Annotated in this window: 26 protein-coding genes; 15 read left to right on the forward strand and 11 right to left on the reverse strand. The window is 56.4% G+C overall.

Translation table 11 applies throughout. The features are described from left to right. Positions 1-187 precede the first annotated feature (187 nt). Positions 188-1,720, forward strand: coding sequence for a SpoVR family protein (locus BFV67_RS13000; protein ID WP_023293929.1), 1,533 nt, complete (start codon positions 188-190; stop codon positions 1,718-1,720). 109 nt (positions 1,721-1,829) lie between these two features. Here the strand turns inward: BFV67_RS13000 and fadR are convergent, their stop codons facing one another. Then, positions 1,830-2,549: a fatty acid metabolism transcriptional regulator FadR gene (gene fadR, locus BFV67_RS13005; RefSeq protein ID WP_008500512.1), complete on the reverse strand. Its 720-nt coding sequence runs from the start codon at positions 2,547-2,549 to the stop codon at positions 1,830-1,832. Between the two features lie 201 nt (positions 2,550-2,750). Here fadR and nhaB point away from each other — a divergent pair, with 201 nt between their 5' ends. Next, positions 2,751-4,289, forward strand: coding sequence for a Na(+)/H(+) antiporter NhaB (gene nhaB, locus BFV67_RS13010; RefSeq protein ID WP_021240405.1), 1,539 nt, complete (start codon positions 2,751-2,753; stop codon positions 4,287-4,289). 143 nt (positions 4,290-4,432) lie between these two features. Then, positions 4,433-4,963: a disulfide bond formation protein DsbB gene (gene dsbB / locus BFV67_RS13015; protein ID WP_028015880.1), complete on the forward strand. Its 531-nt coding sequence runs from the start codon at positions 4,433-4,435 to the stop codon at positions 4,961-4,963. Between the two features lie 115 nt (positions 4,964-5,078). On the opposite strand, the gene BFV67_RS13020 is transcribed toward dsbB, so the two are convergent. From BFV67_RS13020 to BFV67_RS13030, 3 genes are all read right to left on the reverse strand, one after another. Next, a complete protein-coding gene (locus BFV67_RS13020; protein ID WP_008500509.1) occupies positions 5,079-5,519 on the reverse strand; it encodes a YcgN family cysteine cluster protein in 441 nt (146 codons plus the stop codon). A 93-nt stretch (positions 5,520-5,612) separates the two neighbouring features. Beyond that, complete coding sequence (locus tag BFV67_RS13025; RefSeq protein WP_044596615.1) at positions 5,613-6,272, reverse strand: fumarylacetoacetate hydrolase family protein; 660 nt, start codon at positions 6,270-6,272, stop codon at positions 5,613-5,615. A 47-nt stretch (positions 6,273-6,319) separates the two neighbouring features. Then, positions 6,320-6,595 carry a YcgL domain-containing protein gene (locus tag BFV67_RS13030; protein WP_008500507.1) on the reverse strand — a complete coding sequence of 92 codons (276 nt, stop codon included), beginning with the start codon at positions 6,593-6,595 and terminating at the stop codon, positions 6,320-6,322. A 123-nt stretch (positions 6,596-6,718) separates the two neighbouring features. Between BFV67_RS13030 and minC the strand changes: the two genes are divergently transcribed. From minC to minE, 3 genes are read left to right on the forward strand one after another with little or no spacing between them, the layout of a single operon-like run. Continuing rightward, entirely contained in the window at positions 6,719-7,426 is a 708-nt protein-coding gene (gene minC / locus BFV67_RS13035) for a septum site-determining protein MinC (protein WP_008500506.1), read from the forward strand. Between the two features lie 23 nt (positions 7,427-7,449). Next, complete coding sequence (gene minD / locus BFV67_RS13040) at positions 7,450-8,262, forward strand: septum site-determining protein MinD (protein ID WP_008500505.1); 813 nt, start codon at positions 7,450-7,452, stop codon at positions 8,260-8,262. A 3-nt stretch (positions 8,263-8,265) separates the two neighbouring features. Next, the gene (gene minE, locus BFV67_RS13045; RefSeq protein WP_008500504.1) at positions 8,266-8,535 is read left to right on the forward strand and encodes a cell division topological specificity factor MinE; all 270 of its coding nucleotides are present in this window, start codon (positions 8,266-8,268) and stop codon (positions 8,533-8,535) included. 74 nt (positions 8,536-8,609) lie between these two features. Here the strand turns inward: minE and rnd are convergent, their stop codons facing one another. From rnd to BFV67_RS13070, 5 genes are all read right to left on the reverse strand, one after another. After that, entirely contained in the window at positions 8,610-9,725 is a 1,116-nt protein-coding gene (gene rnd, locus BFV67_RS13050) for a ribonuclease D (RefSeq protein ID WP_157888833.1), read from the reverse strand. Between the two features lie 83 nt (positions 9,726-9,808). Then, positions 9,809-11,494, reverse strand: a complete 1,686-nt coding sequence (gene fadD, locus BFV67_RS13055; protein WP_014884268.1) for a long-chain-fatty-acid--CoA ligase FadD — start codon at positions 11,492-11,494, stop codon at positions 9,809-9,811. Between the two features lie 203 nt (positions 11,495-11,697). Then, entirely contained in the window at positions 11,698-12,279 is a 582-nt protein-coding gene (locus tag BFV67_RS13060) for a Slp family lipoprotein (RefSeq protein WP_023293933.1), read from the reverse strand. Positions 12,280-12,316: 37 nt separating this feature from the next. After that, positions 12,317-13,012 (reverse strand): tRNA (adenosine(37)-N6)-threonylcarbamoyltransferase complex dimerization subunit type 1 TsaB, encoded by a 696-nt coding sequence (tsaB, locus tag BFV67_RS13065; RefSeq protein WP_063435827.1) that lies wholly within the window; start codon positions 13,010-13,012, stop codon positions 12,317-12,319. A 66-nt stretch (positions 13,013-13,078) separates the two neighbouring features. Beyond that, positions 13,079-14,989 (reverse strand): ATP-dependent DNA helicase, encoded by a 1,911-nt coding sequence (locus tag BFV67_RS13070; RefSeq protein WP_023325496.1) that lies wholly within the window; start codon positions 14,987-14,989, stop codon positions 13,079-13,081. A gap of 133 nt (positions 14,990-15,122) precedes the next feature. On the opposite strand from BFV67_RS13070, the gene BFV67_RS13075 reads away from it, so the two are divergent. Beyond that, positions 15,123-15,467, forward strand: coding sequence for a RidA family protein (locus tag BFV67_RS13075; protein ID WP_008500498.1), 345 nt, complete (start codon positions 15,123-15,125; stop codon positions 15,465-15,467). Positions 15,468-15,473: 6 nt separating this feature from the next. On the opposite strand, the gene BFV67_RS13080 is transcribed toward BFV67_RS13075, so the two are convergent. Beyond that, complete coding sequence (locus tag BFV67_RS13080; RefSeq protein WP_008500497.1) at positions 15,474-15,656, reverse strand: YoaH family protein; 183 nt, start codon at positions 15,654-15,656, stop codon at positions 15,474-15,476. A gap of 61 nt (positions 15,657-15,717) precedes the next feature. Here BFV67_RS13080 and pabB point away from each other — a divergent pair, with 61 nt between their 5' ends. The 4 genes from pabB (at position 15,718) to BFV67_RS13100 (ending at position 20,907) form a co-directional block, all read left to right on the forward strand. Continuing rightward, positions 15,718-17,043, forward strand: a complete 1,326-nt coding sequence (gene pabB / locus BFV67_RS13085; protein ID WP_069598478.1) for an aminodeoxychorismate synthase component 1 — start codon at positions 15,718-15,720, stop codon at positions 17,041-17,043. A gap of 6 nt (positions 17,044-17,049) precedes the next feature. Further along, positions 17,050-17,628 (forward strand): CoA pyrophosphatase, encoded by a 579-nt coding sequence (locus tag BFV67_RS13090; protein WP_025910133.1) that lies wholly within the window; start codon positions 17,050-17,052, stop codon positions 17,626-17,628. 185 nt (positions 17,629-17,813) lie between these two features. Continuing rightward, positions 17,814-19,178 carry an L-serine ammonia-lyase gene (sdaA, locus tag BFV67_RS13095; RefSeq protein WP_008500494.1) on the forward strand — a complete coding sequence of 455 codons (1,365 nt, stop codon included), beginning with the start codon at positions 17,814-17,816 and terminating at the stop codon, positions 19,176-19,178. A 130-nt stretch (positions 19,179-19,308) separates the two neighbouring features. Next, complete coding sequence (locus tag BFV67_RS13100; RefSeq protein WP_021240414.1) at positions 19,309-20,907, forward strand: EAL domain-containing protein; 1,599 nt, start codon at positions 19,309-19,311, stop codon at positions 20,905-20,907. A gap of 6 nt (positions 20,908-20,913) precedes the next feature. Here the strand turns inward: BFV67_RS13100 and yoaE are convergent, their stop codons facing one another. Beyond that, positions 20,914-22,473 carry a CNNM family cation transport protein YoaE gene (gene yoaE, locus BFV67_RS13105; RefSeq protein ID WP_008500492.1) on the reverse strand — a complete coding sequence of 520 codons (1,560 nt, stop codon included), beginning with the start codon at positions 22,471-22,473 and terminating at the stop codon, positions 20,914-20,916. Positions 22,474-22,934: 461 nt separating this feature from the next. On the opposite strand from yoaE, the gene manX reads away from it, so the two are divergent. The 4 genes from manX (at position 22,935) to BFV67_RS13125 (ending at position 26,131) form a co-directional block, all read left to right on the forward strand. After that, on the forward strand, positions 22,935-23,900 hold the full coding sequence (manX, locus tag BFV67_RS13110) for a PTS mannose transporter subunit IIAB (RefSeq protein WP_008500491.1): 966 nt from the start codon (positions 22,935-22,937) through the stop codon (positions 23,898-23,900). Between the two features lie 46 nt (positions 23,901-23,946). Beyond that, positions 23,947-24,747 (forward strand): PTS mannose transporter subunit IIC, encoded by an 801-nt coding sequence (gene manY / locus BFV67_RS13115; RefSeq protein WP_008500490.1) that lies wholly within the window; start codon positions 23,947-23,949, stop codon positions 24,745-24,747. Between the two features lie 12 nt (positions 24,748-24,759). Next, positions 24,760-25,611: a PTS mannose transporter subunit IID gene (locus BFV67_RS13120; protein ID WP_006810994.1), complete on the forward strand. Its 852-nt coding sequence runs from the start codon at positions 24,760-24,762 to the stop codon at positions 25,609-25,611. Between the two features lie 61 nt (positions 25,612-25,672). Further along, positions 25,673-26,131: a DUF986 family protein gene (locus tag BFV67_RS13125; RefSeq protein ID WP_063435830.1), complete on the forward strand. Its 459-nt coding sequence runs from the start codon at positions 25,673-25,675 to the stop codon at positions 26,129-26,131. The last annotated feature ends 65 nt before the right edge of the window (positions 26,132-26,196 follow it).

Below are 26,196 nucleotides of genomic sequence, written 5' to 3' on the forward strand. Positions count from 1 at the left end.
TTGGGATCTCCTGCTGCGCGTTATTTTTAACCAGCATAAAATGCTGAGAGACACCGTTTTTTTGCCGTATCAAAAACGCGAAATCGCAAAGAAAAAATTTCTGCCCCAGCACGCTTTTTAACACGTTGATCTATGCTTGAAAGGAGGCTCTCCAGACAGAGAGAGCACCCACAACGAGGGCGCGCTAATGGCTACTATTGATTCCCTGAACAAGGACAACACACGTCTGAGCGATGGACCCGACTGGACCTTCGAGCTGCTGGATGTTTACCTCGCCGAAATCGACCGGGTTGCAAAACTGTATCGCCTGGATACCTATCCCCATCAGATTGAAGTCATTACGTCCGAACAGATGATGGACGCCTACTCCAGCGTCGGGATGCCGATCAACTATCCGCACTGGTCGTTTGGTAAGAAATTTATTGAAACGGAGCGGCTGTATAAGCACGGCCAGCAGGGTCTGGCGTATGAAATCGTCATCAACTCCAATCCGTGTATCGCCTATTTAATGGAAGAGAACACCATTACCATGCAGGCGCTGGTGATGGCGCACGCCTGCTACGGGCACAACTCCTTTTTCAAGAATAACTATCTGTTCCGCAGCTGGACGGATGCCAGCTCCATCGTCGATTACCTGATCTTCGCCCGTAAATACATTACCGACTGCGAAGAACGCTACGGCGTGGACGAAGTGGAAAAACTGCTCGACTCCTGTCACGCGCTGATGAACTACGGCGTTGACCGCTACAAACGTCCGCAGAAAATCTCCCTGCAGGAGGAGAAGGCCCGGCAGAAAAGCCGCGAAGAGTATCTCCAGAGCCAGGTGAACATGCTGTGGCGCACCCTGCCGAAGCGTGAGGAAGAAAAAACGATCGCCGAAGCGCGTCGCTATCCGTCCGAGCCGCAGGAAAACCTGCTCTATTTTATGGAGAAGAACGCCCCGCTGCTGGAGCCGTGGCAGCGTGAGATCCTGCGCATCGTGCGCAAGGTGAGCCAGTATTTCTATCCGCAAAAGCAGACGCAGGTGATGAACGAAGGCTGGGCGACATTCTGGCACTACACCATCCTCAACCACCTGTATGACGAGGGGAAAGTTACCGAGCGGTTCATGATGGAGTTTCTCCACAGCCATACCAACGTGGTGTTCCAGCCGCCCTATAACAGCCCGTGGTACAGTGGGATTAACCCGTATGCCCTTGGCTTCGCCATGTTCCAGGACATTAAGCGTATCTGTCAGTCGCCGACGGAAGAAGACAAATACTGGTTCCCGGATATCGCCGGATCTGACTGGCTGGAAACGCTGCACTTTGCGATGCGCGACTTTAAGGATGAGAGCTTCATCAGCCAGTTTATGTCGCCGAAGATCATGCGTGATTTCCGCTTCTTCACCGTGCTGGATGACGACCGCAACAACTATCTGGAGATCTCCGCAATCCACAACGAGGAGGGATACCGTGAGATCCGCTCTCGCCTCTCTTCCCAGTACAACCTGAGCAATCTTGAACCCAACATTCAGGTGTGGAACGTGGATTTGCGCGGTGACCGCTCCCTGACGCTGCGCTATATCCCGCACAATCGCGCGCCGCTGGATAAAGGGCGTAAAGAGGTGCTGAAGCACGTGCATCGCCTGTGGGGCTTTGATGTTCAGCTGGAGCAGCAGAATGAAGACGGGAGCGTCGAGCTGCTTGAACGCTGCCCGGCGCGGTTGAATACGCTGTAGTTTTTTGCCGGGTGGCGGCTACGCCTTACCCGGCCTACGGGTTTTGTAGGCCCGGTAAGCGAAGCGCCACCGGGCGAAAAAAAACCTCTCACACGAGAGGTTTTTTATTTCAGCGGCTCTGAATCGCCAAATCACCCGGCAGCGTTTTCTGCATACGGTGCCAGATTTCACCGGAATCGTGACCGTAGCGGCGCACCGTCTCATACACCTGATCGTGCAGACCTTCGGAGCACAGCTTGCTCAGCTTATGGTAAAAGCCCAGCGCCAGGCTGCGGGCTTCGGGATTGGCAAAGTAGTGGCGGCCAATGCGGGTGTAGAGTCCCTTCATACCGTTGAGGATCAGACCATACACCGGGTTGCCGGAGGCAAACGCCAGGCCACGGAAGACGTTGTAATCGAGGGTGGCAAACGCGTCGGCGTGATCTTCCACCTCGTTGGCACTGGCCAGCACCGCAAGCGCATCTTCCGGATGCTGGCGGAAAGCCGTACGAATAAAGATCGTCGCGATGTTGGTGCGAACGGAGAGCAGATTATCAATGAGCTGCGGCACGCTTTCATGATCGAGACGCGCCAGCGTTTCAAGAATGTTCAGCCCGGAGGTTTCCCAGAAGTTGTTCACTTTTGTTGGCTTGCCGTGCTGGATCGTCAACCAGCCATCGCGCGCCAGTCGCTGAAGCACTTCACGCAGCGTGGTGCGAGTGACGCCAATCAGTTCAGAGAGTTCGCGTTCAGCCGGAAGAATGGACCCCGCAGGGAAACGATTATTCCAGATGCTTTCAATGATGTACTCTTCCGCGAAACCCGCCGGGCTCTGCGCCTTAATGACCATAGTGAGATTTCCATTACACAGCTTTAGCAAATTGGACTCATCATACCAGAGGCGTGCAGTGGCAGGTAGCGCGGCAAAGAGAGAAAAGAGGGATCGCCGTTTCATTTTTATGAAATTTACAATGCAGTCTTATCCGCGTCTGGACCGTGAATTTTGCGTATACTGATGTTTTGTCTTACTTGACGGGGAAGGACGTCTGTCGTGGAAATTTCTTTTGGGCGCGCCCTGTGGCGCAATTTTTTAGGCCAGTCTCCTGACTGGTACAAACTGATACTGCTGGTGTTCCTAGCCGTTAACCCTCTCCTCTTTTACGTGAACCCGTTCGTTGCCGGGTGGCTGCTGGTCGCGGAGTTTATCTTCACCCTGGCGATGGCGCTGAAATGTTATCCCCTGTTGCCGGGCGGATTGCTGGCGTTTGAAGCGGTAGTGATTGGCATGACCTCAGCCGAGCATGTCAAAGCAGAGCTGGCTTCAAATCTTGAAGTGCTTCTGCTGCTGATGTTTATGGTGGCGGGCATCTACTTTATGAAACAGCTGCTGCTGTTTATCTTTACGCGCCTGCTGCTCAGCATTCCGTCGAAAACGGTTCTCTCGCTGGCGTTTTGCCTTGCGGCCGCCTTCCTGTCAGCCTTCCTGGACGCGCTGACGGTCGTCGCGGTGGTGATAAGCGTCGCGGTGGGGTTTTACGGTATTTATCACCGCGTGGCCTCCTCTCGTCCGGGTGAGGATCTGCAGGATGACAGCCATGTCGATGCGCATAACCGCGAGGTACTGGAACAGTTTCGCGCCTTCCTGCGCAGCCTGATGATGCATGCCGGGGTGGGTACCGCCCTGGGGGGCGTGATGACGATGGTGGGCGAGCCGCAAAACCTGATCATTGCGAAAGCGGCGGGCTGGCACTTCGGTGATTTCTTCCTGAGAATGGCCCCGGTGAGCGTGCCGGTGCTGATCTGCGGTCTGGCGACCTGTTTGCTGGTGGAGAAGTTTCGCCTCTTTGGTTACGGGGCACAACTCCCGGAGCCGGTACGTCAGGAGCTGCATAAATTCGATCTGCAGAGCCGACGCCAGCGGACGCGCCAGGAGACGCTGCGCCTGATTGCACAGGGGATCATCGGCGTCTGGCTTATCGCCGCGCTGGCGTTCCATCTTGCTGAAGTGGGGCTGATTGGTCTGTCCGTGATTATTCTCGCCACGACCTTTACCGGCGTGACGGATGAGCATGCCATCGGCAAAGCCTTCACCGAAGCGCTGCCGTTTACCGCCCTGCTGGCGGTGTTCTTTGCGGTCGTGGCGGTGATAATCGACCAGCACCTGTTCGCGCCGATTATTGCCTTTGTCTTACGGGCATCACCGGATGCTCAGCTGTCGCTGTTTTATCTGTTTAACGGCCTGCTCTCGTCAATCTCAGATAACGTCTTTGTCGGGACGGTTTACATTAACGAGGCTAAGACCGCGATGGAGCAAGGCGTGATCAGCGCCGGACAGTTTGAACTGCTGGCCGTGGCGATCAACACCGGTACCAACCTGCCGTCGGTGGCGACACCCAATGGCCAGGCCGCCTTCCTGTTCCTGCTGACCTCCGCCCTTGCGCCACTCATACGTCTTTCTTATGGAAGAATGGTCTGGATGGCCCTGCCCTATACGCTGGTGCTTACGATCGTGGGATTGCTTTGCGTCAAAATTACCCTTATTCCCTGTACGCAATGGTTGATACAAGCGGGTATACTTGCGGCGCAGTAAACTCTGCAACTCGGGCAGTTCGCTGCCCGTTTGCCTTTTCGCACGATAAACATCCAATTACGTTTTATTTCGCCAGGTACAGGTGGCGCGAAAAACGAATTCGTTTACACTGCGCTTTCTAAGCATGTTCCAGGGAAATGATTATGTTGAGATTTTTAAACCAGTGCTCCCGCGGTCGCGGAGCATGGTTGTTAATGGCCCTGACCGCCTTTGCGCTGGAAATGGTCGCGCTGTGGTTCCAGCACGTAATGGGACTCAAACCTTGCGTGCTCTGTATTTACGAACGCTGCGCGCTGTTCGGCATTATGGGGGCTGGCCTGGTCGGCGCGATTGCGCCGAAGTCGCCGCTTCGCTATGCCGGGATCGCAATCTGGCTGTACAGCGCCTGGAAAGGCATTGAACTCTCCTGGCAGCACACGATGATGCAGCTGCATCCGTCACCGTTTATGACCTGCGATTTTGCCGCCCGCTTCCCGAGCTGGCTGCCGCTGGACAAATGGCTGCCGCAGGTGTTCGTTGCCTCCGGTGACTGCTCCGTTCGCCAGTGGGAATTCCTGACGCTGGAGATGCCGCAGTGGCTGGTGGGCATTTTTGCCGCCTACTTCGTCGTGGCGCTGCTGGTGTTGATCGCTCAGCCGTTCAAACCGAAGAAACGCGATTTGTTCGGACGCTAATTCGCCCGGCGGCGCTTCGCTTGCGCGGGCCTACGGTTTTGTAGGTCGGGTAAGCGCAGCGCCACCCGACACAACAGCGCACAATAAAAAACCCGCTTTGGCGGGTTTTTTAATCTCAACGGGTCGGGTGGTTCATGATGTGATCTTCCCAGTCCCGCACCTCGGACTCTTTTACCGCAATGTGGCGCACGGAGATACGTTCGCCGTGCATCGCCGCTTTTGAACCGGTCAGCAGGGGGTGCCAGTCAGGCAGACCTTTCCCCTCCGCCAGCAGGCGATACGCGCAGGTATGCGGCAGCCATTCAAAGGTGGGCAGATTCTCACGGGTTAATTTAATGCAGTCTGGCTCGAACTCGAAGCGGCGCTCGTAGTTGCGGCACTGGCAGGTTTTGATGTTCAGCTGCTTGCAGGCCACGTTGGTGAAGTAGATTTCGTCCGTGTCTTCATCCATCAGCTTGTGCAGGCAGCACTGACCGCAGCCGTCGCATAAGGATTCCCATTCCGCGTCGGTCATGTCGTCGAGAGTTTTGCTTTGCCAGAAAGGGATGTCGTTCATCAGGATGTCCACACGTCAGAAGAAAGCGCACCTTATAACGAGTCTGGCACGTCGTTGCAAGTTTTGCCGCCCTTTTCAGGCGGCAAGAGGAGGTTACAGCACGCGGGTTTTCAGCGACAGGCCGTTAAAACCAACTTCAAGTTCATCACCGCTCGCGAGCGGACCAACGCCTTCCGGCGTGCCTGTCAGGATCACATCACCCGGCTTGAGGGTAAAGAAGCGGCTCATGTAGGCGATCAGCGGCACAATCTTATGGATCATGTCTGCCGTGGTGCCCTGCTGGCGGATTTCACCGTTAACCTTCAGGCTGAGCGGCGTGTCCTGCGGATTACCGGTAAATTCGCTCACCGGCACAAACGCCGAAATCGGGCAGGAATTATCAAACCCTTTGGCTTTTTCCCACGGCTGCCCCGCTTTCTTCATTTTACCCTGCACGTCGCGTAGCGTCAGATCCAGCGCCACGCCGTATCCGGCGATCGCTTTTTGCACATGCTCTTCGGAGGCCTGACGCAGCGTTGCGCCGATCAGCACGGCGAGTTCCACTTCGTGGTGCACCGAGCCGAGCCCCTGCGGCAGGGCCAGCGGCTGGCGAATATCGCAAAGCGCCGTTTCAGGCTTAATGAACAGAACCGGCTCTTGTGGCGTCGCACTGCCCATCTCCTGAATATGTTTTGCATAGTTGCTGCCCACGCAAACCACTTTGCTGACGGGATAATCCAGTAATGCACCTTGCCAGTTATGATGTTGATACATGGTCGACCCCTAAACGGTTGATGTGTTGTGCTCAAAAACAGTTGAGACTATTTTTTACCGTTCGCCTCAAGATGCTGTTTTAATAAATTCTCGGGTGGCGGCGGAAGCTGTAAATAATAGCCCTGCTCGGCTAATGCCGTTTTCACTTTCTCCAGATCGGCATTCACCAGTTTCTTGCGACCATCAAGCGGCAGCAGCATCGCCATCTGCGGTCGGCCAAAGCTCTTCATTAATTCTTCAGGCACGCGTGAAAAATCGTCTTTCTTTTCGACATAAAGATAGGTCTGGTCACGGGTTGTACTTCTGTAGATCACACAAAACATGTTTTTACTCTGAATTAATGGGTGGTTGCTTGCCTCAATATACTCCTGACTATAACATGCCTGATACTCTTCGGAATATCGCAGCGAGTGGTTGCGGTTAATAGCAAATTGAGTAAGGCCAGGATGTCAAACACGCCCATCGAGCTTAAAGGCAGTAGCTTCACCTTATCAGTGGTACATTTGCATGATGCAAAACCCGAGGTTATTCGTCAGGCGTTAGAAGACAAAATCGCCCAGGCTCCCGCCTTCCTGAAGCACGCCCCTGTTGTGATCAACGTCAGCGGTCTTGAAGCGCCGGTTAACTGGAAACGTCTCCAGCAGGCCGTCTCCTCGACCGGACTGCGTATTGTCGGCATCAGCGGCTGCAAAGATACTGAACTGAAAGCGGAAATTGACCGTGCGGGGCTGCCGCTTCTGAATGAAGGCAAAGAAAAAGCCCCGCGTGCGGCACCCGTTGCCGTCGAAACGCCCCCTCCTGCGGCGCAAAACGTTACAAACATCACAAAAACGCGAATGATTGATGTGCCGGTTCGTTCCGGTCAGCGCATTTATGCACCAAACTGTGATCTGATTGTTACAAGCCACGTCAGTGCTGGCGCTGAGCTGATTGCAGATGGCAATATTCACGTTTACGGTATGATGCGTGGACGTGCGCTCGCAGGTGCAAGTGGCGATCGGGACGCGCAAATATTTTGTACTCACCTGACGGCGGAACTGGTGTCCATCGCAGGTGAATATTGGCTGAGCGACAAGATCCCAGCCGAATTTTATGGCAAAGCGGCTCGCCTGCTTCTGGCAGACGACGCGTTGACCGTTCAACCGTTGAATTGATCCCTTTTTAACAAGGAATTTCTATGGCACGCATTATTGTTGTTACTTCGGGTAAAGGAGGCGTTGGCAAGACCACCTCCAGCGCGGCCATCGCTACTGGTTTGGCCCAGAAGGGAAAGAAAACCGTCGTTATCGACTTCGATATCGGCCTGCGTAACCTCGACCTCATCATGGGATGTGAGCGTCGCGTCGTGTATGACTTTGTGAACGTCATTCAGGGCGATGCCACGCTGAACCAGGCGCTGATTAAAGACAAGCGCACCGAGAACCTCTACATTCTCCCGGCTTCTCAGACGCGTGACAAAGACGCCCTGACCCGTGAAGGGGTAGAAAAGGTGCTCGACGAGCTGAAAAAAATGGAGTTCGACTTCATCGTCTGTGACTCCCCTGCCGGTATCGAAACCGGTGCCCTGATGGCGCTCTACTTCGCTGATGAAGCAATCATCACCACCAACCCTGAAGTTTCATCCGTGCGTGACTCAGACCGCATTCTCGGGATCCTCGCCTCTAAATCCCGTCGTGCGGAAAATGGCGAAGACCCGATTAAAGAACACCTGCTGCTCACCCGCTACAACCCGGGCCGCGTGAACAAAGGTGACATGCTGAGCATGGAAGACGTGCTGGAGATCCTGCGCATTAAGCTGGTGGGCGTTATCCCGGAAGATCAGTCCGTGTTACGCGCCTCTAACCAGGGCGAGCCAGTGATCCTTGATACAATGGCAGATGCAGGTAAAGCTTACGCCGATACCGTTGACCGTCTGCTGGGAGAAGAACGTCCTTTCCGCTTCATTGAAGAAGAGAAGAAAGGTTTCCTCAAACGCCTGTTCGGAGGATAAGTTATGGCATTACTGGACTTTTTTCTCTCGCGGAAAAAGAACACCGCCAACATCGCAAAAGAACGTCTGCAAATTATCGTTGCGGAGCGTCGTCGTAGCGACGCCGAGCCTCACTACCTGCCGCAGCTGCGCAAGGACATCCTGGAAGTGATCTGTAAGTACGTGCAGATTGACCCGGAGATGGTGACGGTGCAGCTGGAACAAAAAGACGGGGATATTTCGATTCTGGAGCTGAACGTGACGCTCCCGGAAGCGGAAGAGTCGCGTCCGTAGGTTTGTGATTTCGTCGCCCCGGTAAGCGCAGCGCCACCGGGGAAATATGCCGGGTTTATCACCCGGCATATTTTTTATCGCGGATAACCTTCCAGCAGCGTATTCAGGCGATCGGCCATCAATTCCCCGCGCCATCCCGCCATCATTTCCGGCATGCCATTCTGCGGCTTCAGCTTCCAGTGCCAGTTAAGCAGCTGGTTAATCTGACGGCGTGAAGCGAGCAGCTCCGCGCTCAGCTTGCTTTCCGTAGCCACCGTCTGCACCAGCGCTTTGATGTCCTTAAACGCTTTGCGATAGCCCGGCAAATCCATCAGGTTCAGCAGCGGTTCCGGCAGCGCCTCTTCCGGCAACGCCTGCGCTTTTGCGACCAGCGCCAGCAGGGTTTTGCCGTGGAAACGGATTTCGCTGCCCGAAAGTCCAATGCTGTCCAGCTCGCCGAGGCTGCCCGGCATATAGCGCGCAACCGCCCAGAGATGCTCTTCGCGAACCACAAAGTTAACGGCCAGATCGCGCTCGCGCGCTTTACGCAAGCGCCAGTCTGCCAGCAGCTGCAGGCACGCCAGCTGACGCGTACGCAGCTGCCAGGCGTTGCTGATGTCGCGCCAGGCCTCTTTCGGATCCACCACTTCCTGACGACGCAGCTGGGTCATACGGCACTCGTCCAGCGCGGCGGACAGCCAGCCGGATGCCTCGGCTTCTTGCATCAGCTGTCCGGCGATCGGCAGCAGGTAAAACACGTCAGCCGCCGCATACTCCAGCTGGCGCGCGGTAAGCGGACGCGCCAGCCAGTCGGTACGGGATTCGCTTTTATCCAGCGTCAGGCCCGTATACTCCTCCACCATGGCGGCAAAGCCCCAGGAGAGCGGTCGCCCGCTGAACGCCGCAAGGATCTGCGTATCAATCAGCGGCTGAGGCATGATGCCAAAGGTGTTCAGAAAGACTTCCAGATCTTCACTGCCTGCGTGCAGGTATTTCGTGACGGCGGTATCGAGCAGCAGATCGCGCATCGGCGTCCAGTCGGTAATGCCGAGAGGGTCGATCAGCGACACGTGTTTACCGTCGTACATCTGAATCAACCCCAGCTGCGGGTAGTACGTCCGGGTACGGACAAACTCGGTATCCAGGGCAATGGCAGGAAAGTCGCGCGTCACTTCGCACAGCGAAGCCAGCTCGTCGTTGGTCGTGATCATCTGGTAATTCAAATCGGATTCTCTTTTGTTTGCGCCCATAAAAAACGCCGGCTTAACCGGCGTCTGGACGATTAACGTGAAGCTCAGGCCTTATTGTCTACTTTGGCACGGGCTTCGTCACGTAATTCTCGTCGTAATATCTTCCCGACGTTGGATTTCGGCAGCTCGTCGCGGAATTCCACCAGCTTCGGCACTTTATAGCCCGTCAGCTGACGACGACAAAACGTTATCAGCGCTTCCTCGGTGAGAGAAGGATCTTTCTTGACCACAAATATCTTCACCGCTTCACCGCTGCTGCCGGAAGGCACGCCGACCGCTGCCACTTCGAGTACGCCGCTGTGCTGCATGACCACGTCTTCGATCTCATTCGGATAGACGTTGAAGCCGGAGACCAGGATCATATCTTTCTTGCGATCGACAATGCGCAGGAAGCCCTCGTCATCCATCACCGCGATGTCACCGGTATGCAGCCAGCCGTCTTTGATGATTTCGTCGGTCGCGTCGGGACGCTGCCAGTAGCCCAGCATGACCTGTGGACCTTTGACGCAAAGCTCACCCGGCTCACCCGGCGCGACTTCGTTATCGTTATCATCGACCAGTTTCGCTTCAGTGGAAGGAACGGGCAGTCCAATGCTGCCGCTGTGGTAGTCGATGTCATGCGGGTTAACGCTGACCAGCGGCGCACACTCCGTCAGGCCATAGCCCTCCAGCAGATACTGGCCGGTAAGCTTCACCCAGCGCTCGGCCACCGCCTGCTGAACCGGCATGCCGCCGCCCGCAGAGAGATGGAGCGTGGAGAAGTCCAGCTGCTGGAACTCTTTGTTATTAAGCAGCGCGTTAAACAGGGTATTTACCCCGGTCATGGCGGTGAACGGGTATTTTGCCAGCTCTTTCACCAGCCCCGGGATATCACGCGGGTTGGTAATCAGCACGTTTTGACCGCCGAGCTCAATAAACAGCAGGCAGTTCATGGTCAGTGCGAAAATGTGGTACAGCGGCAGCGCCGTAATGACCAGCTCTTTGCCGGGATGCAGCAGCGGCCCGTAGGTTGCATTGACCTGCTCAAGGTTCGCCAGCATGTTGCGGTGGGTCAGCATTGCGCCTTTCGCCACGCCGGTGGTACCGCCGGTATACTGCAGGAACGCGAGATCTTCTGAGACCACTTCCGGCTTAACGTACTGCATACGATAGCCCGCATGCAGCGCACGGCGGAAGGAGATAGCGTCCGGCAGATGGTATTTTGGCACCAGACGTTTGACGTATTTGACGACAAAGTTAACCAGCGTGCCTTTGGCGGTGGAGAGTTGATCCCCCATGCGCGTCAGGATGACGTGTTTCACCTGGGTTTTGTCGACCACTTTTTCCAGCGTATGGGCAAAGTTGGACACAATGACAATCGCGACTGCGCCGCTGTCGTTAAGCTGATGCTCCAGCTCGCGCGGGGTGTACAGCGGGTTGACGTTAACGACAATCATCCCGGCACGCAGGATACCGAACAGCGCCACCGGGTATTGCAGCAGGTTCGGCATCATCAGCGCGACGCGGTCCCCTTTTTGCAGCCCCAGCCCTTCCTGCAGGTACGCCGCAAACGCCCGGCTGCGCTCCTCCAGCTTACGGAACGTCATCACCTCGCCCATATTCACAAATGCGGGCTGGTCCGCGTAGCGCCTTACCGAGTGTTCAAATAATTCCACCAGGGATTGATAACGGTCAGGATTGATCTCAGCAGGAACGTCTGCGGGATAACGGTTAAGCCAAACCTTCTTCAATGCATCACCTCTGAAATGAGTGTTCGTCGTCATCACAACCCCGATAATAAACAGTTTGTTAACATTATATTAACTCAGCGTACCAGTTTATTAATTGTTCAGATTTAAGGTTGCGAAGCGCGTCACTCTTTTTTTTCGTTTTATCCGTAAAAAAACAGAGACAGCGGCTGAGCCGCTGTCTCTTTTCTAACAATAACAGTAAGTTACTCAGTTACGATCGTTTGCACCTGTGCAGGTCCCGGGTTATACCAGCCCCAGCCCGGGTAGCCGTAACGATAAGGATGTGGACCCCACATCCACGGATCGATCGGCTGAGGCGGCATGATCACCTGCTGTGCCAGCCGCCAGCGCTTGTAGCCGTTCACCTGCATGGTCATAAATTTATACGGCGTGCTGCCGATTTTGCCCTGTACGGCGCCGGTAATCGGCCCGACAACGGTCACCAGCTGTCCGCGAAAATCGACCGGATCGAGGAACCCGCTGACGTCCGCATAGATACGTCCCCGGGAGGCCTCGCCCAGTACAGGCCGAGCGCCGCTGTCGAGCGGTACCGTGGCGATCTCCAGGCGGGTTTTCCCCTGCTGGTTCTGCACGTCGATCACTTTCCCACCAAAGCGGGCTTCCTGGCCGACGTACAGCTCAGGTGCATTCATCACCCGAACCAGATCCTGCTGTGGCGTCGGGCTGCTGCCCTTAATCGCATCAGGAACGGAAACGCATCCGCTCAGTGCTATGGCAACCGCGCCTGCCATAATAAGGCGTACTACTTTAGTCTGAACCGCCATGATGCGACTCCTTTTTCTCAGTTCCTGTTACTGAGATTCACTCGCGGCCCGGAAGTTTCTTCCACGCGACGGTGTTTCGCAAATAAACCGGTTCCGCGTGTTCAACGGCCACGGTTTTGCCTGCTGCGAGCAGCTGGCTGGCAATCGGAAGCATATCTTCCGCAGCCGGCAGAAGCATATTGCCGTCCACCAGCGTCAGCCCGGTGCCGTTCGCCATCTCAGGCCACGCTGGCCAGCCCGTACCGACGGTCGCCCACTCGCCGGACAGCTGCTTCAGCCGTTCCGTCACCGCTTCCGGCTTAAGCACGGCTTCCGTCTCTTCACCGTGCCACACGCCCTGCTCGTCGCGGGTGTATTCGGCCCAGTAAACTTCGCCCATGCGGGCATCTATTGCGGCCAGGACGCGCGTTGCCCCGGTCATGCGCCATGCGCCCTGCGCCATGGTGGCGAGGGTTGAGACGCCGATCATCGGCAGTTCGGCGCCCAGCGCCAGCCCTTGCGCAATGCCAATCCCGATGCGTACGCCCGTAAAGCTGCCGGGGCCGCGGCCAAAGGCCAGCGCGTCGAGGTCGGTTAAGGAGGTGTTGCCCTGGGTTAAAATGGCTTTTACCAGGGGGAGAATGCGTTGGGTGTGTTCCCGTGGGCACTCTTCGAAATGGGCAGAAACAGCACCGTCGTTCAACAGAGCAACAGAGCAAGCCTCTGTCGCGGTATCAATAGCCAGAATTCGCATCAGTCGTCGCGCTCTCGCAAGGGTCAGTCACAAAATGGCGCGCATCTTAGCACACTCCGGGGTAAATTACTCCGCCGTTGGGTTTGCCAGGAAACGCACCGCGCGTTTTATGTCCCGCGTCCGCGGTGCGGGCGGCAGGCTTGCAAGGAAGGTTGCCCCGTAAGGACGCATCACCAGCCGGTTATCGCAGATGACCAGCACGCCGCGATCGGTGACGTCACGGATTAAGCGCCCTACCCCTTGCTTAAGCGTAATGACCGCATCCGGCAGCTGAACCTCGTCAAACGGATCGCCGCCGCGCAGGCGGCAGTCTTCCATGCGCGCCTTCAGCAGCGGATCGTCCGGAGAGGTAAACGGCAGCTTATCAATGATCACCAGCGAAAGCGTATCGCCCCGCACGTCGACCCCTTCCCAGAAGCTGCTGGTTGCGACCAGCAGGGCGTTACCGGCGCTAACGAACTGCTGCAGCAGCTGGCCTTTGCTGGTTTCGCCCTGCAGCAGCACCGGTAGCGTCATGGTGGCGCGGAACTGCTCGGCGAGGTCGCGCATCATGGCGTGGGAGGTGCAGAGCATAAAGCAGCGGCCGTTATTGGCCTCGATCATCGGCTTCAGCATCGCCGCCAACAGCCGGGCCGCACCCGGCTGGTTGGGGAGCGGCAGATTGCGCGGCACGCAGAGCAGCGCCTGCTTTTCGTAATCGAACGGGCTGGGCAGAAGCAGCGATTCCGCCTGCTCGATGCCGAGGCGCTCGGTGAAGTGGTGCAGGTCGTCATTCACCGACAGGGTTGCCGACGTGAAGATCCAGCTGCCCGGCTTTTGCGCCATCACCTCTTTAAATTTATCCGCCACCGTCAGCGGGGTGAGCGCCAGGGTAAAGTGGCGCGAGGTGCATTCGTACCAGTAGCTGTAACCCGGCTGGTTAATCTCTTTCAGCCGCTTCAGCCGCCCGCGATAGAGCGTGGCGCGTTCGAAGGCCGCGTCGAGCAGCGCGGAGCGGCCGAGCGACAGTTTCGCCACGTCGTAGCAGAGCTCAAGCGCGTCATCGAGCAGCAGCAGCGCGCGCTGGATGTTTTTGTCCGCCAGCAGCTCGCGCAGGTTACCGCGATAGCCCGGCTCGCCGAGCTGTAAACGGAAATCCTGCGCGCTCTGCGCCAGACGATCGGCGCACTTCTGCAGCTGCTGGGTATCTTTGAGTTCGGTCCGGTACGCAATGGTGAAATCTTTCGCCAGATCCTGCAGCTGGCGGCTGGAGAGCGACTGGCCGAAATACTGGCTGGCGATATCCGGTAGCTGGTGGGCTTCGTCGAAGATCATCACGTCCGCTTCCGGGATCAGCTCACCAAAGCCGCTGTCCTTGACGACCATATCCGCGAGGAACAGATGGTGGTTCACCACAACAACATCCGCATCCATCGCCGTTTTGCGCGCTTTCACCACGAAGCAGTCTTTATACAGCGGGCAGTCGCTGCCGAGGCAGTTGTCGTTGGTGCTGGTCACCAGCGGCCAGGCGGGAGAGTCTTCCGGCACGCTCGCGCAGGTGCTGATGTCGCCCTCTTCGGTCTGGTTCGCCCAGGCGCGAAGGATAATGACGTCGCTCAGGGTTTGCACCGGCAGGTCACCGCCCGCCAGCGCCTGCTGCTCAAGGCGTTCCAGGCAGAGATAGTTGGATCGCCCCTTCAGCAGGGCCAGACGGCCTTTATATTTCAGCGCCTTTGCCACCGTGGGCAAATCGCGGCTGTAGAGCTGGTCCTGCAGCGCTTTCGAACCGGTGGAGATAATCACCTTTTTTTTCGCCCGCAGCGCCGGCGCAAGGTAAGCATAGGTTTTACCCGTGCCGGTACCCGCTTCGACCACCAGCGGCTGAGCCTTATCGATGGCGCGTGCAACGGCGTGCGCCATCTGTCGCTGAGGCTCACGGGGTTTGAAGCCGGGGATAGCCTGCGCTAATTGACCTTCAGGGGAAAAATCGTCTGCCACGGTGCTCTCTCACTGTATTTTTGCACAGGGATTATGTCAGCCCATCCTCTCCTGTGCCACCCCAAATAGTGACGACACGAGAACAATATGGCAGTCTTGCCGCCTGACGACGAAAAATAACGAGGAAACGTTTATGACAATTGTGCGCATTGATGCCGAAGCCCGCTGGTCTGATGTGGTGATCCACAACCAGACGCTCTACTACACCGGCGTCCCGGCGAACCTTGACGCGGATGCGTTTGAGCAGACGGCCAATACCCTGGCGCAGATTGACGCGGTGCTGGAAAAACAGGGCAGCGACAAATCCCGCATTCTGGATGCGACGATTTTCCTGGCGAACAAAGATGACTTCGCGGCAATGAACAAAGCCTGGGATGCGTGGGTGGTGGCGGGTCACGCGCCTGTACGCTGCACCGTACAGGCCACGCTGATGAAGCCGGAATACAAGGTTGAGATTAAGATTATCGCGGCGGTTTAAGCCCGATCACTCTTCATCTTCATCCTCGAAACGCGCCACGATCCGCTCGCCGGTATGCGTGGCGCGCAGTTCTTCCGCCACCTGGGAAATCGCCTGTCCGCTGCTCATCCCCTGGGACATCAGTTCCTGAATTCGCTCAACCGCTTTCTGCTGCTGTTCATGGCTCAGAGAAGGTAAACCTGCAAACATCGTCAACTCCTGCTAAATTATTCGCGCTAATTATTTCACGCTGCCCGGTAGTATGCCACACATGAACATGCGCTTCCCCACTGTTATTACCCTGCCCTGGCGGACAGACGCCGCTGAATACTGGTTTGCCCGCCTGAGCCATCTTCCGTTTGCGATGCTGCTGCACTCCGGCCATGCGGACCATCCCTACAGCCGCTTTGATATTCTGGTCGCCGATCCGCTGAAGACGCTGACAACCGATGACCTGTCGCTGACGGACGATCCGCTGGCGCAGCTTCAGCACGATATTAACGCGCTGGGCTTATCCGCTACGCCAAACCCGGACTTTCCCTTTCAGGGAGGCGCGCTGGGCCTGTTTGGTTACGACCTGGGCCGCCGTTTCGAAACGCTGCCCGAGCATGCGCAGGCTGATATTTCCCTGCCAGACATGGCCGTGGGGCTGTATGACTGGGCGTTAATCGTCGATCACCTGAAAAAAACGGTTTCCCTGCTGAGCCATCGTGACGTCCAGGCGCGTCTGGCCTGGCTTGAGGCTCAACAGGCTGCACCCGCAGAGACGTTCACGCTGACCTCCGGCTGGCGCTCCAACATGAGCGCTGCGGAATATGGCGAAAAATTCTCGCGCGTTCAGGCGTATCTGCAAAGCGGCGACTGCTACCAGGTTAACCTCGCCCAGCGCTTCGAGGCGACCTATCGGGGAGATGAGTGGCAGGCGTTTACCCGTCTTAATGCCAGCAACAAGGCACCGTTTAGCGCGTTTGTTCGTCTGGAACAGGGGGCGATCCTCAGCCTGTCGCCCGAGCGCTTTATTCATCTGGCCGAGGGCACGATTCAAACCCGTCCGATTAAGGGCACGCTTCCACGCCTTGCCGATCCCGACGCCGACCGTCAGCAGGCGGAAAAGCTGGCCGCCTCGCCGAAAGACCGCGCCGAAAACCTGATGATTGTCGATCTGATGCGCAACGACATTGGCCGGGTGGCCGTGCCGGGCAGCGTCCGCGTGCCGGAACTGTTTGTCGTCGAGCCTTTCCCTGCGGTGCATCATCTGGTCAGCACCATTACCGCGCAGTTGCCAGACTCGCGCACGGCCTGCGACCTGCTGCGCGCCGCGTTCCCGGGCGGCTCCATCACCGGTGCGCCGAAGGTGCGGGCAATGGAGATCATTGATGAACTGGAGCCCCACCGGCGCAATGCCTGGTGCGGCAGCATCGGCTATATCAGCCTGTGCGGCACGCTGGATACCAGCATTACCATCCGCACGCTGACCGCCTGCAACGGAAACCTTTACTGTTCGGCCGGGGGCGGGATTGTTGCCGACAGCCAGGTCGATGCGGAATATCAGGAAACCTTTGATAAAGTTAACCGTATCCTGAAACTACTGGAGTAATCACGGGTGGAAAAAGAGAACCTGACGCTGGATGACTTTTTATCGCGTTTTCAGCTACTAAGACCGCAGGTGAGCCGCGAGGCGCTGAATCAGCGTCAGGCGGCCGTGCTGATCCCGGTCGTGCGTCGCGCGAAGCCGGGCCTGCTGCTCACCCAGCGTTCCGCCCATTTACGTAAGCATGCCGGTCAGGTCGCTTTTCCGGGGGGCGCGGTAGACAGCTCCGACGCCTCGCTGATTGCCGCCGCGCTGCGCGAAGCGCAGGAAGAGGTGGCCATTCCGCCGGAGGCCGTTGAGATCATCGGCGTGCTGCCGCCCGTCGACAGCGTTACCGGTTTCCAGGTCACGCCGGTGGTGGGCATTATCCCGCCGGGCCTGCAGTATCACGCCAGCGTCGATGAAGTCTCTGCGGTGTTTGAAATGCCGCTGGATGAAGCCCTTCGACTGAGTCGTTACCACCCGCTGGATATTCAGCGTCGTGGGCATGACCATCGGGTCTGGTTGTCCTGGTATCAGCATTATTTTGTCTGGGGCATGACGGCGGGCATCATTCGTGAACTGGCGCTGCAGATCGGCCTGAAACCTTGACTATACTTTACATTCCGCCCTCTTCTGCCAGGTTTGCGATCTGCGTCGCGCTATTAGCAAAACCCATCGTTAACCATTAGTTTAATTCATGTGAATAGTTAAGCCGAGGTCGGTGTTCCCTCTTACACTATGCGCAGTTATAACATCGTTACTGGAACCCCGGTAACCCTGTCAGGAGTGTGAAAGTGATTAGTATATTCGACATGTTCAAAGTGGGAATTGGCCCTTCGTCTTCCCATACTGTTGGCCCGATGAAGGCCGGTAAACAGTTCGTCGATGATCTGGTCGAAAAAGGATTACTGGAAAGCGTTACCCGTGTGGCCGTGGATGTTTACGGCTCGCTGTCATTAACGGGTAAAGGCCACCACACCGATATCGCCATTATTATGGGTCTGGCAGGCAATATGCCGGATACCGTTGATATTGATGCCATTCCGGCATTCATCCGCGACGTGGAAACACGCGGCCGCCTGCTGCTGGCAAACGGCCAGCAGGAAGTCGATTTCCCGCAGGATGACGGCATGCGTTTTCGCAGCGACAACCTGCCGCTGCATGAAAACGGCATGACCATTCACGCTTACAGCGGTGAAAAAGAGATCTACAGCAAAACGTATTACTCCATCGGCGGTGGTTTCATCGTGGATGAAGAGCATTTTGGCAAAGACAGCGTCGGCGACGTCAGCGTACCGTACCCGTTCAAATCGGCGACCGAGATGCTGGGCTACTGCAAACAAACCGGTCTTTCCCTCTCCGGCATGGTGATGCAGAACGAACTGGCCCTGCACAGCAAACAAGAGATTGAAGACTATTTTGCCAACGTCTGGCAAACCATGCGTGCCTGTATCGATCGCGGGATGAATACCGAAGGCGTTCTGCCGGGTCCGCTGCGCGTGCCGCGTCGTGCCTCTGCTCTGCGCCGTATGCTGGTAACCACGGACAAATTCTCCAACGACCCGATGAACGTGGTCGACTGGGTGAATATGTTTGCGCTTGCGGTTAACGAAGAGAACGCCGCCGGGGGCCGCGTCGTGACGGCGCCAACCAACGGCGCGTGCGGCATTGTTCCTGCGGTGCTGGCGTATTACGACCACTTTATTGAGCCCGTGACGCCGGACATCTATATCCGTTATTTCCTGGCGGCAGGTGCCATCGGCGCGCTGTACAAGATGAATGCCTCCATCTCCGGTGCGGAAGTGGGCTGTCAGGGTGAAGTCGGCGTGGCCTGCTCCATGGCGGCGGCGGGTCTGGCAGAGCTGTTGGGTGCAAGCCCTGAGCAGGTCTGCGTGGCGGCTGAAATCGGTATGGAACATAACCTCGGTCTGACCTGCGACCCGGTCGCGGGCCAGGTGCAGGTGCCGTGCATTGAGCGTAACGCGATTGCCTCGGTGAAAGCCATCAACGCCTCTCGTATGGCGATGCGCCGTACCAGCGAACCTCGCGTATCGCTGGATAAGGTGATTGAAACCATGTACGAAACGGGCAAAGACATGAACGCGAAATACCGCGAGACGTCCCGCGGTGGCCTGGCCATTAAGGTGCAGTGCGACTAATACTGCCTTTCGCCCATCTGCAACGGATGGGCGAATTTCCCTCTTCTTCCTCGTCTCCTTCTGCTTTCCCCACTACACTTTGACTGTTGCGTCCGGCTTTTGTGGCTGGTGGCTTATCAGGCGACCGTTCATGCAAACTGCACAAACGATCATTAAAAATTATCGCCGAAAACGCGTTATCGTCTGCGTGACGGTTGCGCTCCTCACGCTCATCCTGACGCTAGGCATTCGCTTTATCTCCCAGCGCAACGTTAACCAACAGCGGATCCTCGATTTTACCAGCCATACCGTTCGCGCCCTTGATAACGTTCTGCTTTCCCTGGAAAACCACCGCAACGTGCTGCAGCCGCTGGTGGGGCAGCCCTGCCCGCAGGTGCAACTGGCGCTGCGGCAGCAGGCAGCCATTTTGCAGACGGTACGCTCCATTGCCCTGATCAAAGACGGTATCCTGTATTGTTCGAGTATTTTCGGCAGCCGCAGCGAGCCTGTGCGTGACGTCCTTCAGGAGCTCCCTGCCAGCACGGCGAAGCTGATTTTATCGACCGACCAGTGGCTGCTTAAGGGCAGCCCTGTTTTGATCCAGTGGTATCCCGTCTCTCAGGACGGTGAAGATGGCGTCGTCGAGATTATCAATATCGACCTGATCGCCAGAATGATCCTCGAGCCCCAGCGTCCGCTCATCAGTGACGTGGTGCTGACAGTCGGCAATCGCTTTTTACGCTACGGTCAACGCGTCACCGACAGCCTGACGTTTGATGAGGAGAGCGCCCTTTTCCAGCAGTCTTCAACCCAAAATCCTTTCACGATTACGGTCGGCGGACCTGGCCCTGGAGAGTTAGCCTTAAAAAGCCTGCCCGCCCAGCTGCCGCTGGGACTGATGCTCAGCCTGCTGCTGGGCTATCTCGCCTGGCTGGCGACGGCAAACCGGATGAGCTTTACGTGGGAGATCGATATGGGCATTGCGGCGCGAGAATTTGAGCTTTTCTGCCAGCCGCTGGTGAATGCCCGCACCCAGGCGTGCACTGGCGTGGAGATCCTGCTGCGCTGGAATAACCCCCGTCAGGGTTGGATCACCCCGGAGGTGTTTATCCCTCTGGCAGAAGAACATAACCAGATTGTCCCCCTGACCCGCTACGTCATCGCCGAAACGGTGCGCCAGATAGGCTACTTCCCATCCAGCCCCGGTTTTCACATCGGCATTAACGTCGCCGCCAGCCATTTCCGCCACGCAGTATTGATACAGGACCTGAACCGTCTCTGGTTCAGCGCCTGTCCGCGCCAACAGCTGGTAATTGAACTCACGGAACGGGATGCGCTGCTGGACGCGGATTATCGCATCGTGCGCGAACTGCATCGCAAAGGCGTGAAGCTTGCTATCGACGATTTCGGCACCGGGAACAGCTCCCTCTCCTGGCTTGAAAAGCTGCACCCGGACGTTCTGAAGATTGACCAGTCTTTTACGACCGCCATCGGCACCGACGCCGTGAATTCAACGGTGACGGATATGATTATTGCGCTGGGCCAGCGGCTGAATATCGAACTGGTGGCGGAAGGGGTTGAGACTGAGGAGCAGGCGCGCTATTTACGCCGTCACGGCGTACCTGTGCTGCAGGGATTTTTCTATGCGCGGCCGATGCCGCTGCGGGACTTTCCAGACTGGCTGGCGGGAAGTGCTCCCCCGCCAGCGCGTCATAACGGGCACATCGTGCCCTTAATGCCGCTGCGTTAAGCAGACTTACTCATCTTCATCGTGGGCAGATTGTTCTTTAACAATGCGGACCATATCAACGCGATAGTCGTTGGCTTCGACAATGGTAATGTGCAGCGGCGGCAGCTCAATCACATCGCCGACGCGCGGGATCTGCCCGTTAACGGCGATAACCAGACCGGCAACGGTCGCGATGTCTTCTTCATCGTTGACCACGTTTTCCAGCCCCAGCGTGTGCGAGAGCGCGTGCAGGTCGGTCGTACCTTTAACCAGCCAGCCTTCGCCGTCGGCAACAATTTCCGGCGTTTCGTCTTCATCCGGGAATTCACCGGCGATCGCTTCCAGCACGTCCAGCGGCGTCACCAGCCCCTGCACCACGCCAAACTCGTTGGTGACGATAACAAAGCTACCGCGCGCGCGGCGCAGCACACCGAGCAGGTTGATCGGATCCAGCGTTTCCGGCACCACAATCGCAGGCGATGCAGCAGCAACGGCTTCGACGTTAACGCCTTCTTCCAGAGCGACCAGCATCTCTTTTGCCCTGACCACGCCGATGATCTCATCCAGCTCGCCGCGACACACCGGGAACAGGCTGTGCGGTGAAGAGAGCAGCTGCTGGCGAATTTCATCCACGCTCAGGTTAGCATCGACCCAGCTGATCTCCCCGCGCGGCGTCATGATGCCGCGCAGCGAACGGGAGGCCAGAGAGAGCACGCCGTTAATCATGTAGCGTTCCTGTTCCACAAACGCCCCTTCCGGCACCGGAACCGGGTTGTGGTTTTCGGAATCAGACTGAACGTTCACCTGACGACGACCGCCCATCAAACGCAGAATGGCATCCGCGGTACGGGCGCGCAGCGGCTGATTTGACTGCTGCTTAATAAAGTTACGACGCGCAATCTGGTTGAACAGCTCGATCAGGATCGAGAAGCCAATCGCAGCGTACAGGTAGCCTTTCGGAATATGGAAGCCAAAGCCTTCCGCCACCAGGCTCAGACCAATCATCAGCAGGAAGCTCAGACACAGCACCACCACCGTCGGATGCTGGTTCACGAAACGCGTCAGCGGTTTCGACGCCAGCAGCATGACCGCCATCGCAATAACCACCGCCGCCATCATGACCGGCAGGTGGTTCACCATGCCGACCGCCGTGATCACCGCATCCAGCGAGAAGACCGCATCCAGCACCACGATCTGCAGCACCACCACCCAGAAACTGGCATAGCCTTTACCGTGACCATCATCGTGCTGCCGGTTTTCCAGCCGCTCATGGAGCTCTGTCGTCGCTTTAAAGAGCAGGAATATCCCCCCGATCAGCATGATCAAATCACGGCCGGAGAAGGTGTAATCCATGACGGAGAACAACGGTTTGGTCAGCGTGACCATCCACGAGATAACGGAGAGCAGACCCAGTCGCATGACCAGCGCCAGCGAGAGACCAATCAGACGCGCTTTATCACGCTGTTTTGGCGGCAGCTTATCCGCAAGGATGGCGATAAACACCAGGTTATCGATGCCGAGAACAATCTCCAGCACCACCAGCGTGAGCAATCCTACCCAGATTGACGGGTCCATTAAGAATTCCATGACAAGCTCCTGCTAAAGGAATGACGAAACGGTGCCCCACTCAACGTGGGCAAAACAGAGGCAGACAGAGTCGATACGTGGCGAGGATCGCCGGTGAAAAAGGCGCGAAATGGCCTGAAAGATGACTGACGTCGGTGACGGTCCATATAGTGGGCTGTAGCCCTATACTCCTGAACAATTAAACGGAGGCTAAACATATCAGACACAATGCATTTTTAGCAAAGATTTACGTTCCTTTGCAAAGATCTGTAACACAGTGGCTGTACCCTTAAGATAAATCTGTCGCGCGTGGCTAAATTACGGATCTTCATCACATAAATTATTTTTTCACTATCTAAAATAATTCGCGGAAGTCTTAGTTTTTGAACTCTAACCCTTATCTGAATCGATTCGGTTCGCCAATACGATTCTCAGTACGACTGCCCGGCAGGCGTATTAATGATAATAAAAGGAGGTAGCAAGTGACCATTGCTATTGTCATAGGCACACATGGTTGGGCTGCTGAGCAGCTACTCAAAACGGCAGAGATGCTGTTGGGCGAGCAGGAAAACGTCGGCTGGATCGATTTCGTTCCCGGTGAAAACGCCGAGACGCTGATTGAGAAGTACAACGCTCAACTCGCGAAGCTGGATACCAGCAAGGGCGTGCTGTTTCTCGTTGATACATGGGGCGGCAGCCCGTTCAATGCTGCCAGCCGCATTGTCGTCGATAAAGAGCACTATGAAGTTGTCGCCGGGGTCAATATCCCCATGCTGGTGGAAACCTTCATGGCGCGCGACGACAATCCGTCTTTCGACGAGCTGGTGGCCCTGGCCGTTGAAACGGGCCGTGAAGGGGTGAAAGCCCTTAAAGCACAGCCGGTGGAAAAACCTGCCCCTGCGCCCGCAGCGGCACCGAAAGCGGCAGCGCCGGCAAAACCGATGGGGCCGAATGATTACATGGTGATTGGCCTTGCGCGTATTGATGACCGCCTCATCCACGGTCAGGTTGCCACGCGCTGGACCAAAGAGACCAACGTTCAACGTATTATCGTAGTCAGCGACGAAGTGGCCGCCGACACCGTTCGTAAAACCCTTCTGACACAGGTTGCTCCGCCTGGCGTTACCGCGCACGTCGTGGATGTCGCCAAGATGATCCGCGTTTACAACAACCCGAAATATGCGGGCGAACGCGTAATGCTCCTGTTCACTAACCCGACAGACGTTGAGCGCATTGTTGAAGGCGGCGTGAAAATCACCTCCGTTAACATTGGTGGTATGGCCTTCCGTCAGGGCAAAACGCAGGTCAACAACGCCATTTCAGTTGATGCGAAAGATATCGAGGCATTCAACAAGCTGAATGCGCGCGGTATTGAGCTGGAAGCCCGTAAGGTTTCCACGGATCAAAAACTGAAAATGATGGATTTGATCGGCAAAGTTGGGAAATAAGCCCGCGCCGGTTCTCACATAAAGTTTATGTAATAGGAGAAGTGCAATGGAGATTACCACTCTTCAGATTGTACTGGTGTTCGTCGTCGCATGTATTGCGGGTATGGAATCCGTACTTGATGAATTTCAGTTCCACCGCCCTCTGGTGGCCTGTACGCTGATTGGGGCCGTTCTGGGTGACATGAAAACCGGTATCATCATCGGTGGTACCCTGGAAATGATCGCCCTGGGCTGGATGAACATCGGTGCGGCAGTTGCGCCTGATGCCGCGCTGGCCTCTATCATTTCGACCGTTCTGGTTATTGCCGGTCACCAGAGTATTGGTGCAGGTATCGCCCTGGCGATCCCGCTGGCAGCCGCAGGCCAGGTTCTGACCATCATTGTTCGTACTATCACCGTAGCCTTCCAGCACGCAGCGGATAAGGCCGCCGAAAACGGCAACCTCACGGCACTGTCGTGGATCCACGTTTCTTCCCTGTTCCTGCAGGCGATGCGTATCGCGATCCCGGCGGTTATCGTTGCGATCTCCGTCGGTACCAGTGAAGTCCAGAGCATGCTGAACGCCATTCCTGAAGTGGTCACCGGCGGTCTGAACATCGCGGGCGGCATGATCGTGGTCGTTGGTTATGCGATGGTCATCAACATGATGCGCGCAGGCTACCTGATGCCGTTCTTCTACCTCGGCTTCGTGACCGCGGCATTCACCAACTTCAACCTGGTTGCACTGGGTGTGATTGGTGCGGTAATGGCGATTCTCTACATCCAGCTCAGCCCGAAATATAACCGCGTCGCGGGTGCCCCAGCGCAGGCTGCTGGTAACAACGATCTCGATAACGAACTGGACTAACAGGTGAGCGACATGGTTGATATGACAAAAACTACCACCGAGAAAAAACTCACTCCGGGTGATATTCGTGGCGTGTTCATCCGTTCTAACCTGTTTCAGGGTTCATGGAACTTCGAACGTATGCAGGCGCTGGGTTTCTGCTTCTCCATGGTTCCGGCGATCAAACGCCTGTATCCGGAAAACAACGAAGCGCGCCGTCAGGCCATCAAGCGTCACCTGGAATTCTTTAACACCCATCCTTACGTTGCGGCCCCCGTTCTGGGCGTAACGCTGGCGATGGAAGAGCAGCGTGCGAACGGCGCAGAGATTGACGACGGTGCCATCAACGGTATCAAAGTCGGCCTGATGGGCCCGTTGGCCGGCGTCGGTGACCCGATCTTCTGGGGTACCGTGCGTCCGGTGTTCGCGGCGCTGGGTGCCGGTATCGCGATGAGCGGCAGCCTGCTTGGCCCTCTGCTGTTCTTCATCCTGTTCAACGCCGTGCGTCTGCTGACCCGTTACTACGGCGTGGCCTACGGCTACCGTAAAGGGGTGGACATCGTTAAGGACATGGGCGGTGGCTTCCTGCAGAAACTGACTGAGGGGGCGTCAATCCTCGGCCTGTTTGTCATGGGGGCACTGGTTAACAAGTGGACGCACGTGAACATCCCGCTGGTGGTATCGACCATCACCGGACAGGATGGTCAGACCCGCGTCACCACCGTGCAGACGATTCTGGACCAGCTGATGCCGGGCCTGGTCCCGCTGCTGTTGACCTTCGCCTGTATGTGGCTGCTGCGTAAGAAAGTGAACCCGCTGTGGATTATCGTTGGCTTCTTCGTCATCGGTATCGCGGGTTACGCCGTCGGCCTGCTGGGTCTGTAATGCAATAACGTTAGACGCCGGGGGCTTGCCCCCGGTTTTTTATTGGTTATCTGGAGGAAGAATGACTGTCACGGACATCGTACTGGTTTTATTTATTATTGCCCTTCTGGCTTATGCGATCTATGACGAGTTCATCATGCCGCGCCGTCACGGCGAGACGCTGCTCTCCCTTCCCCTGCTACGACGCGGGCGCGTGGATGCCTTTATCTTCGTGGGCCTCATCGCCATTCTTATTTACAATAACGTCACCAGCCATGGTGCATTATTAACCACATGGTTATTATGTGCGCTGGCATTAATGGCGATTTATCTGTTCTGGATCCGCACGCCGAAAATCATTTTTAAATCCCACGGATTCTTCTTCGCCAATGTATGGATAGAATATAACCGTATTAAAGAGATGAATTTATCCGAGGACGGCGTACTGGTGATGCAATTAGAACAACGCCGCCTGCTTATTCGGGTGAAGAATATTGATGACCTGGAAAAGATATACAAGTTACTTGTTAAAACTCAATAACTTAGCTATATAGCAATGGCTATAACTTGTGTTTATTTTGCGCAAGCAATATAGCCAAAGCTATA

It is taken from the genome of Enterobacter roggenkampii, assembly GCF_001729805.1.
GTDB lineage: Bacteria > Pseudomonadota > Gammaproteobacteria > Enterobacterales > Enterobacteriaceae > Enterobacter > Enterobacter roggenkampii.

Excerpts from the sequence above, each read along its gene's own strand:
- BFV67_RS13000 (WP_023293929.1), top strand. The coding sequence starts at position 188 with ATGGCTACTATTGATTCCCTGAACAAGGACAACACACGTCTGAGCGAT.
- fadR (WP_008500512.1), bottom strand. The coding sequence starts at position 2,549 with ATGGTCATTAAGGCGCAGAGCCCGGCGGGTTTCGCGGAAGAGTACATC.
- dsbB (WP_028015880.1), top strand. The coding sequence starts at position 4,433 with ATGTTGAGATTTTTAAACCAGTGCTCCCGCGGTCGCGGAGCATGGTTG.
- BFV67_RS13020 (WP_008500509.1), bottom strand. The coding sequence starts at position 5,519 with ATGAACGACATCCCTTTCTGGCAAAGCAAAACTCTCGACGACATGACC.
- BFV67_RS13025 (WP_044596615.1), bottom strand. The coding sequence starts at position 6,272 with ATGTATCAACATCATAACTGGCAAGGTGCATTACTGGATTATCCCGTC.
- BFV67_RS13030 (WP_008500507.1), bottom strand. The coding sequence starts at position 6,595 with ATGTTTTGTGTGATCTACAGAAGTACAACCCGTGACCAGACCTATCTT.
- minC (WP_008500506.1), top strand. The coding sequence starts at position 6,719 with ATGTCAAACACGCCCATCGAGCTTAAAGGCAGTAGCTTCACCTTATCA.
- minD (WP_008500505.1), top strand. The coding sequence starts at position 7,450 with ATGGCACGCATTATTGTTGTTACTTCGGGTAAAGGAGGCGTTGGCAAG.
- minE (WP_008500504.1), top strand. The coding sequence starts at position 8,266 with ATGGCATTACTGGACTTTTTTCTCTCGCGGAAAAAGAACACCGCCAAC.
- rnd (WP_157888833.1), bottom strand. The coding sequence starts at position 9,725 with ATGATCACGACCAACGACGAGCTGGCTTCGCTGTGCGAAGTGACGCGC.
- BFV67_RS13060 (WP_023293933.1), bottom strand. The coding sequence starts at position 12,279 with ATGGCGGTTCAGACTAAAGTAGTACGCCTTATTATGGCAGGCGCGGTT.
- tsaB (WP_063435827.1), bottom strand. The coding sequence starts at position 13,012 with ATGCGAATTCTGGCTATTGATACCGCGACAGAGGCTTGCTCTGTTGCT.
- BFV67_RS13075 (WP_008500498.1), top strand. The coding sequence starts at position 15,123 with ATGACAATTGTGCGCATTGATGCCGAAGCCCGCTGGTCTGATGTGGTG.
- BFV67_RS13080 (WP_008500497.1), bottom strand. The coding sequence starts at position 15,656 with ATGTTTGCAGGTTTACCTTCTCTGAGCCATGAACAGCAGCAGAAAGCG.
- pabB (WP_069598478.1), top strand. The coding sequence starts at position 15,718 with ATGAACATGCGCTTCCCCACTGTTATTACCCTGCCCTGGCGGACAGAC.
- BFV67_RS13100 (WP_021240414.1), top strand. The coding sequence starts at position 19,309 with ATGCAAACTGCACAAACGATCATTAAAAATTATCGCCGAAAACGCGTT.
- yoaE (WP_008500492.1), bottom strand. The coding sequence starts at position 22,473 with ATGGAATTCTTAATGGACCCGTCAATCTGGGTAGGATTGCTCACGCTG.
- manY (WP_008500490.1), top strand. The coding sequence starts at position 23,947 with ATGGAGATTACCACTCTTCAGATTGTACTGGTGTTCGTCGTCGCATGT.
- BFV67_RS13120 (WP_006810994.1), top strand. The coding sequence starts at position 24,760 with ATGGTTGATATGACAAAAACTACCACCGAGAAAAAACTCACTCCGGGT.
- BFV67_RS13125 (WP_063435830.1), top strand. The coding sequence starts at position 25,673 with ATGACTGTCACGGACATCGTACTGGTTTTATTTATTATTGCCCTTCTG.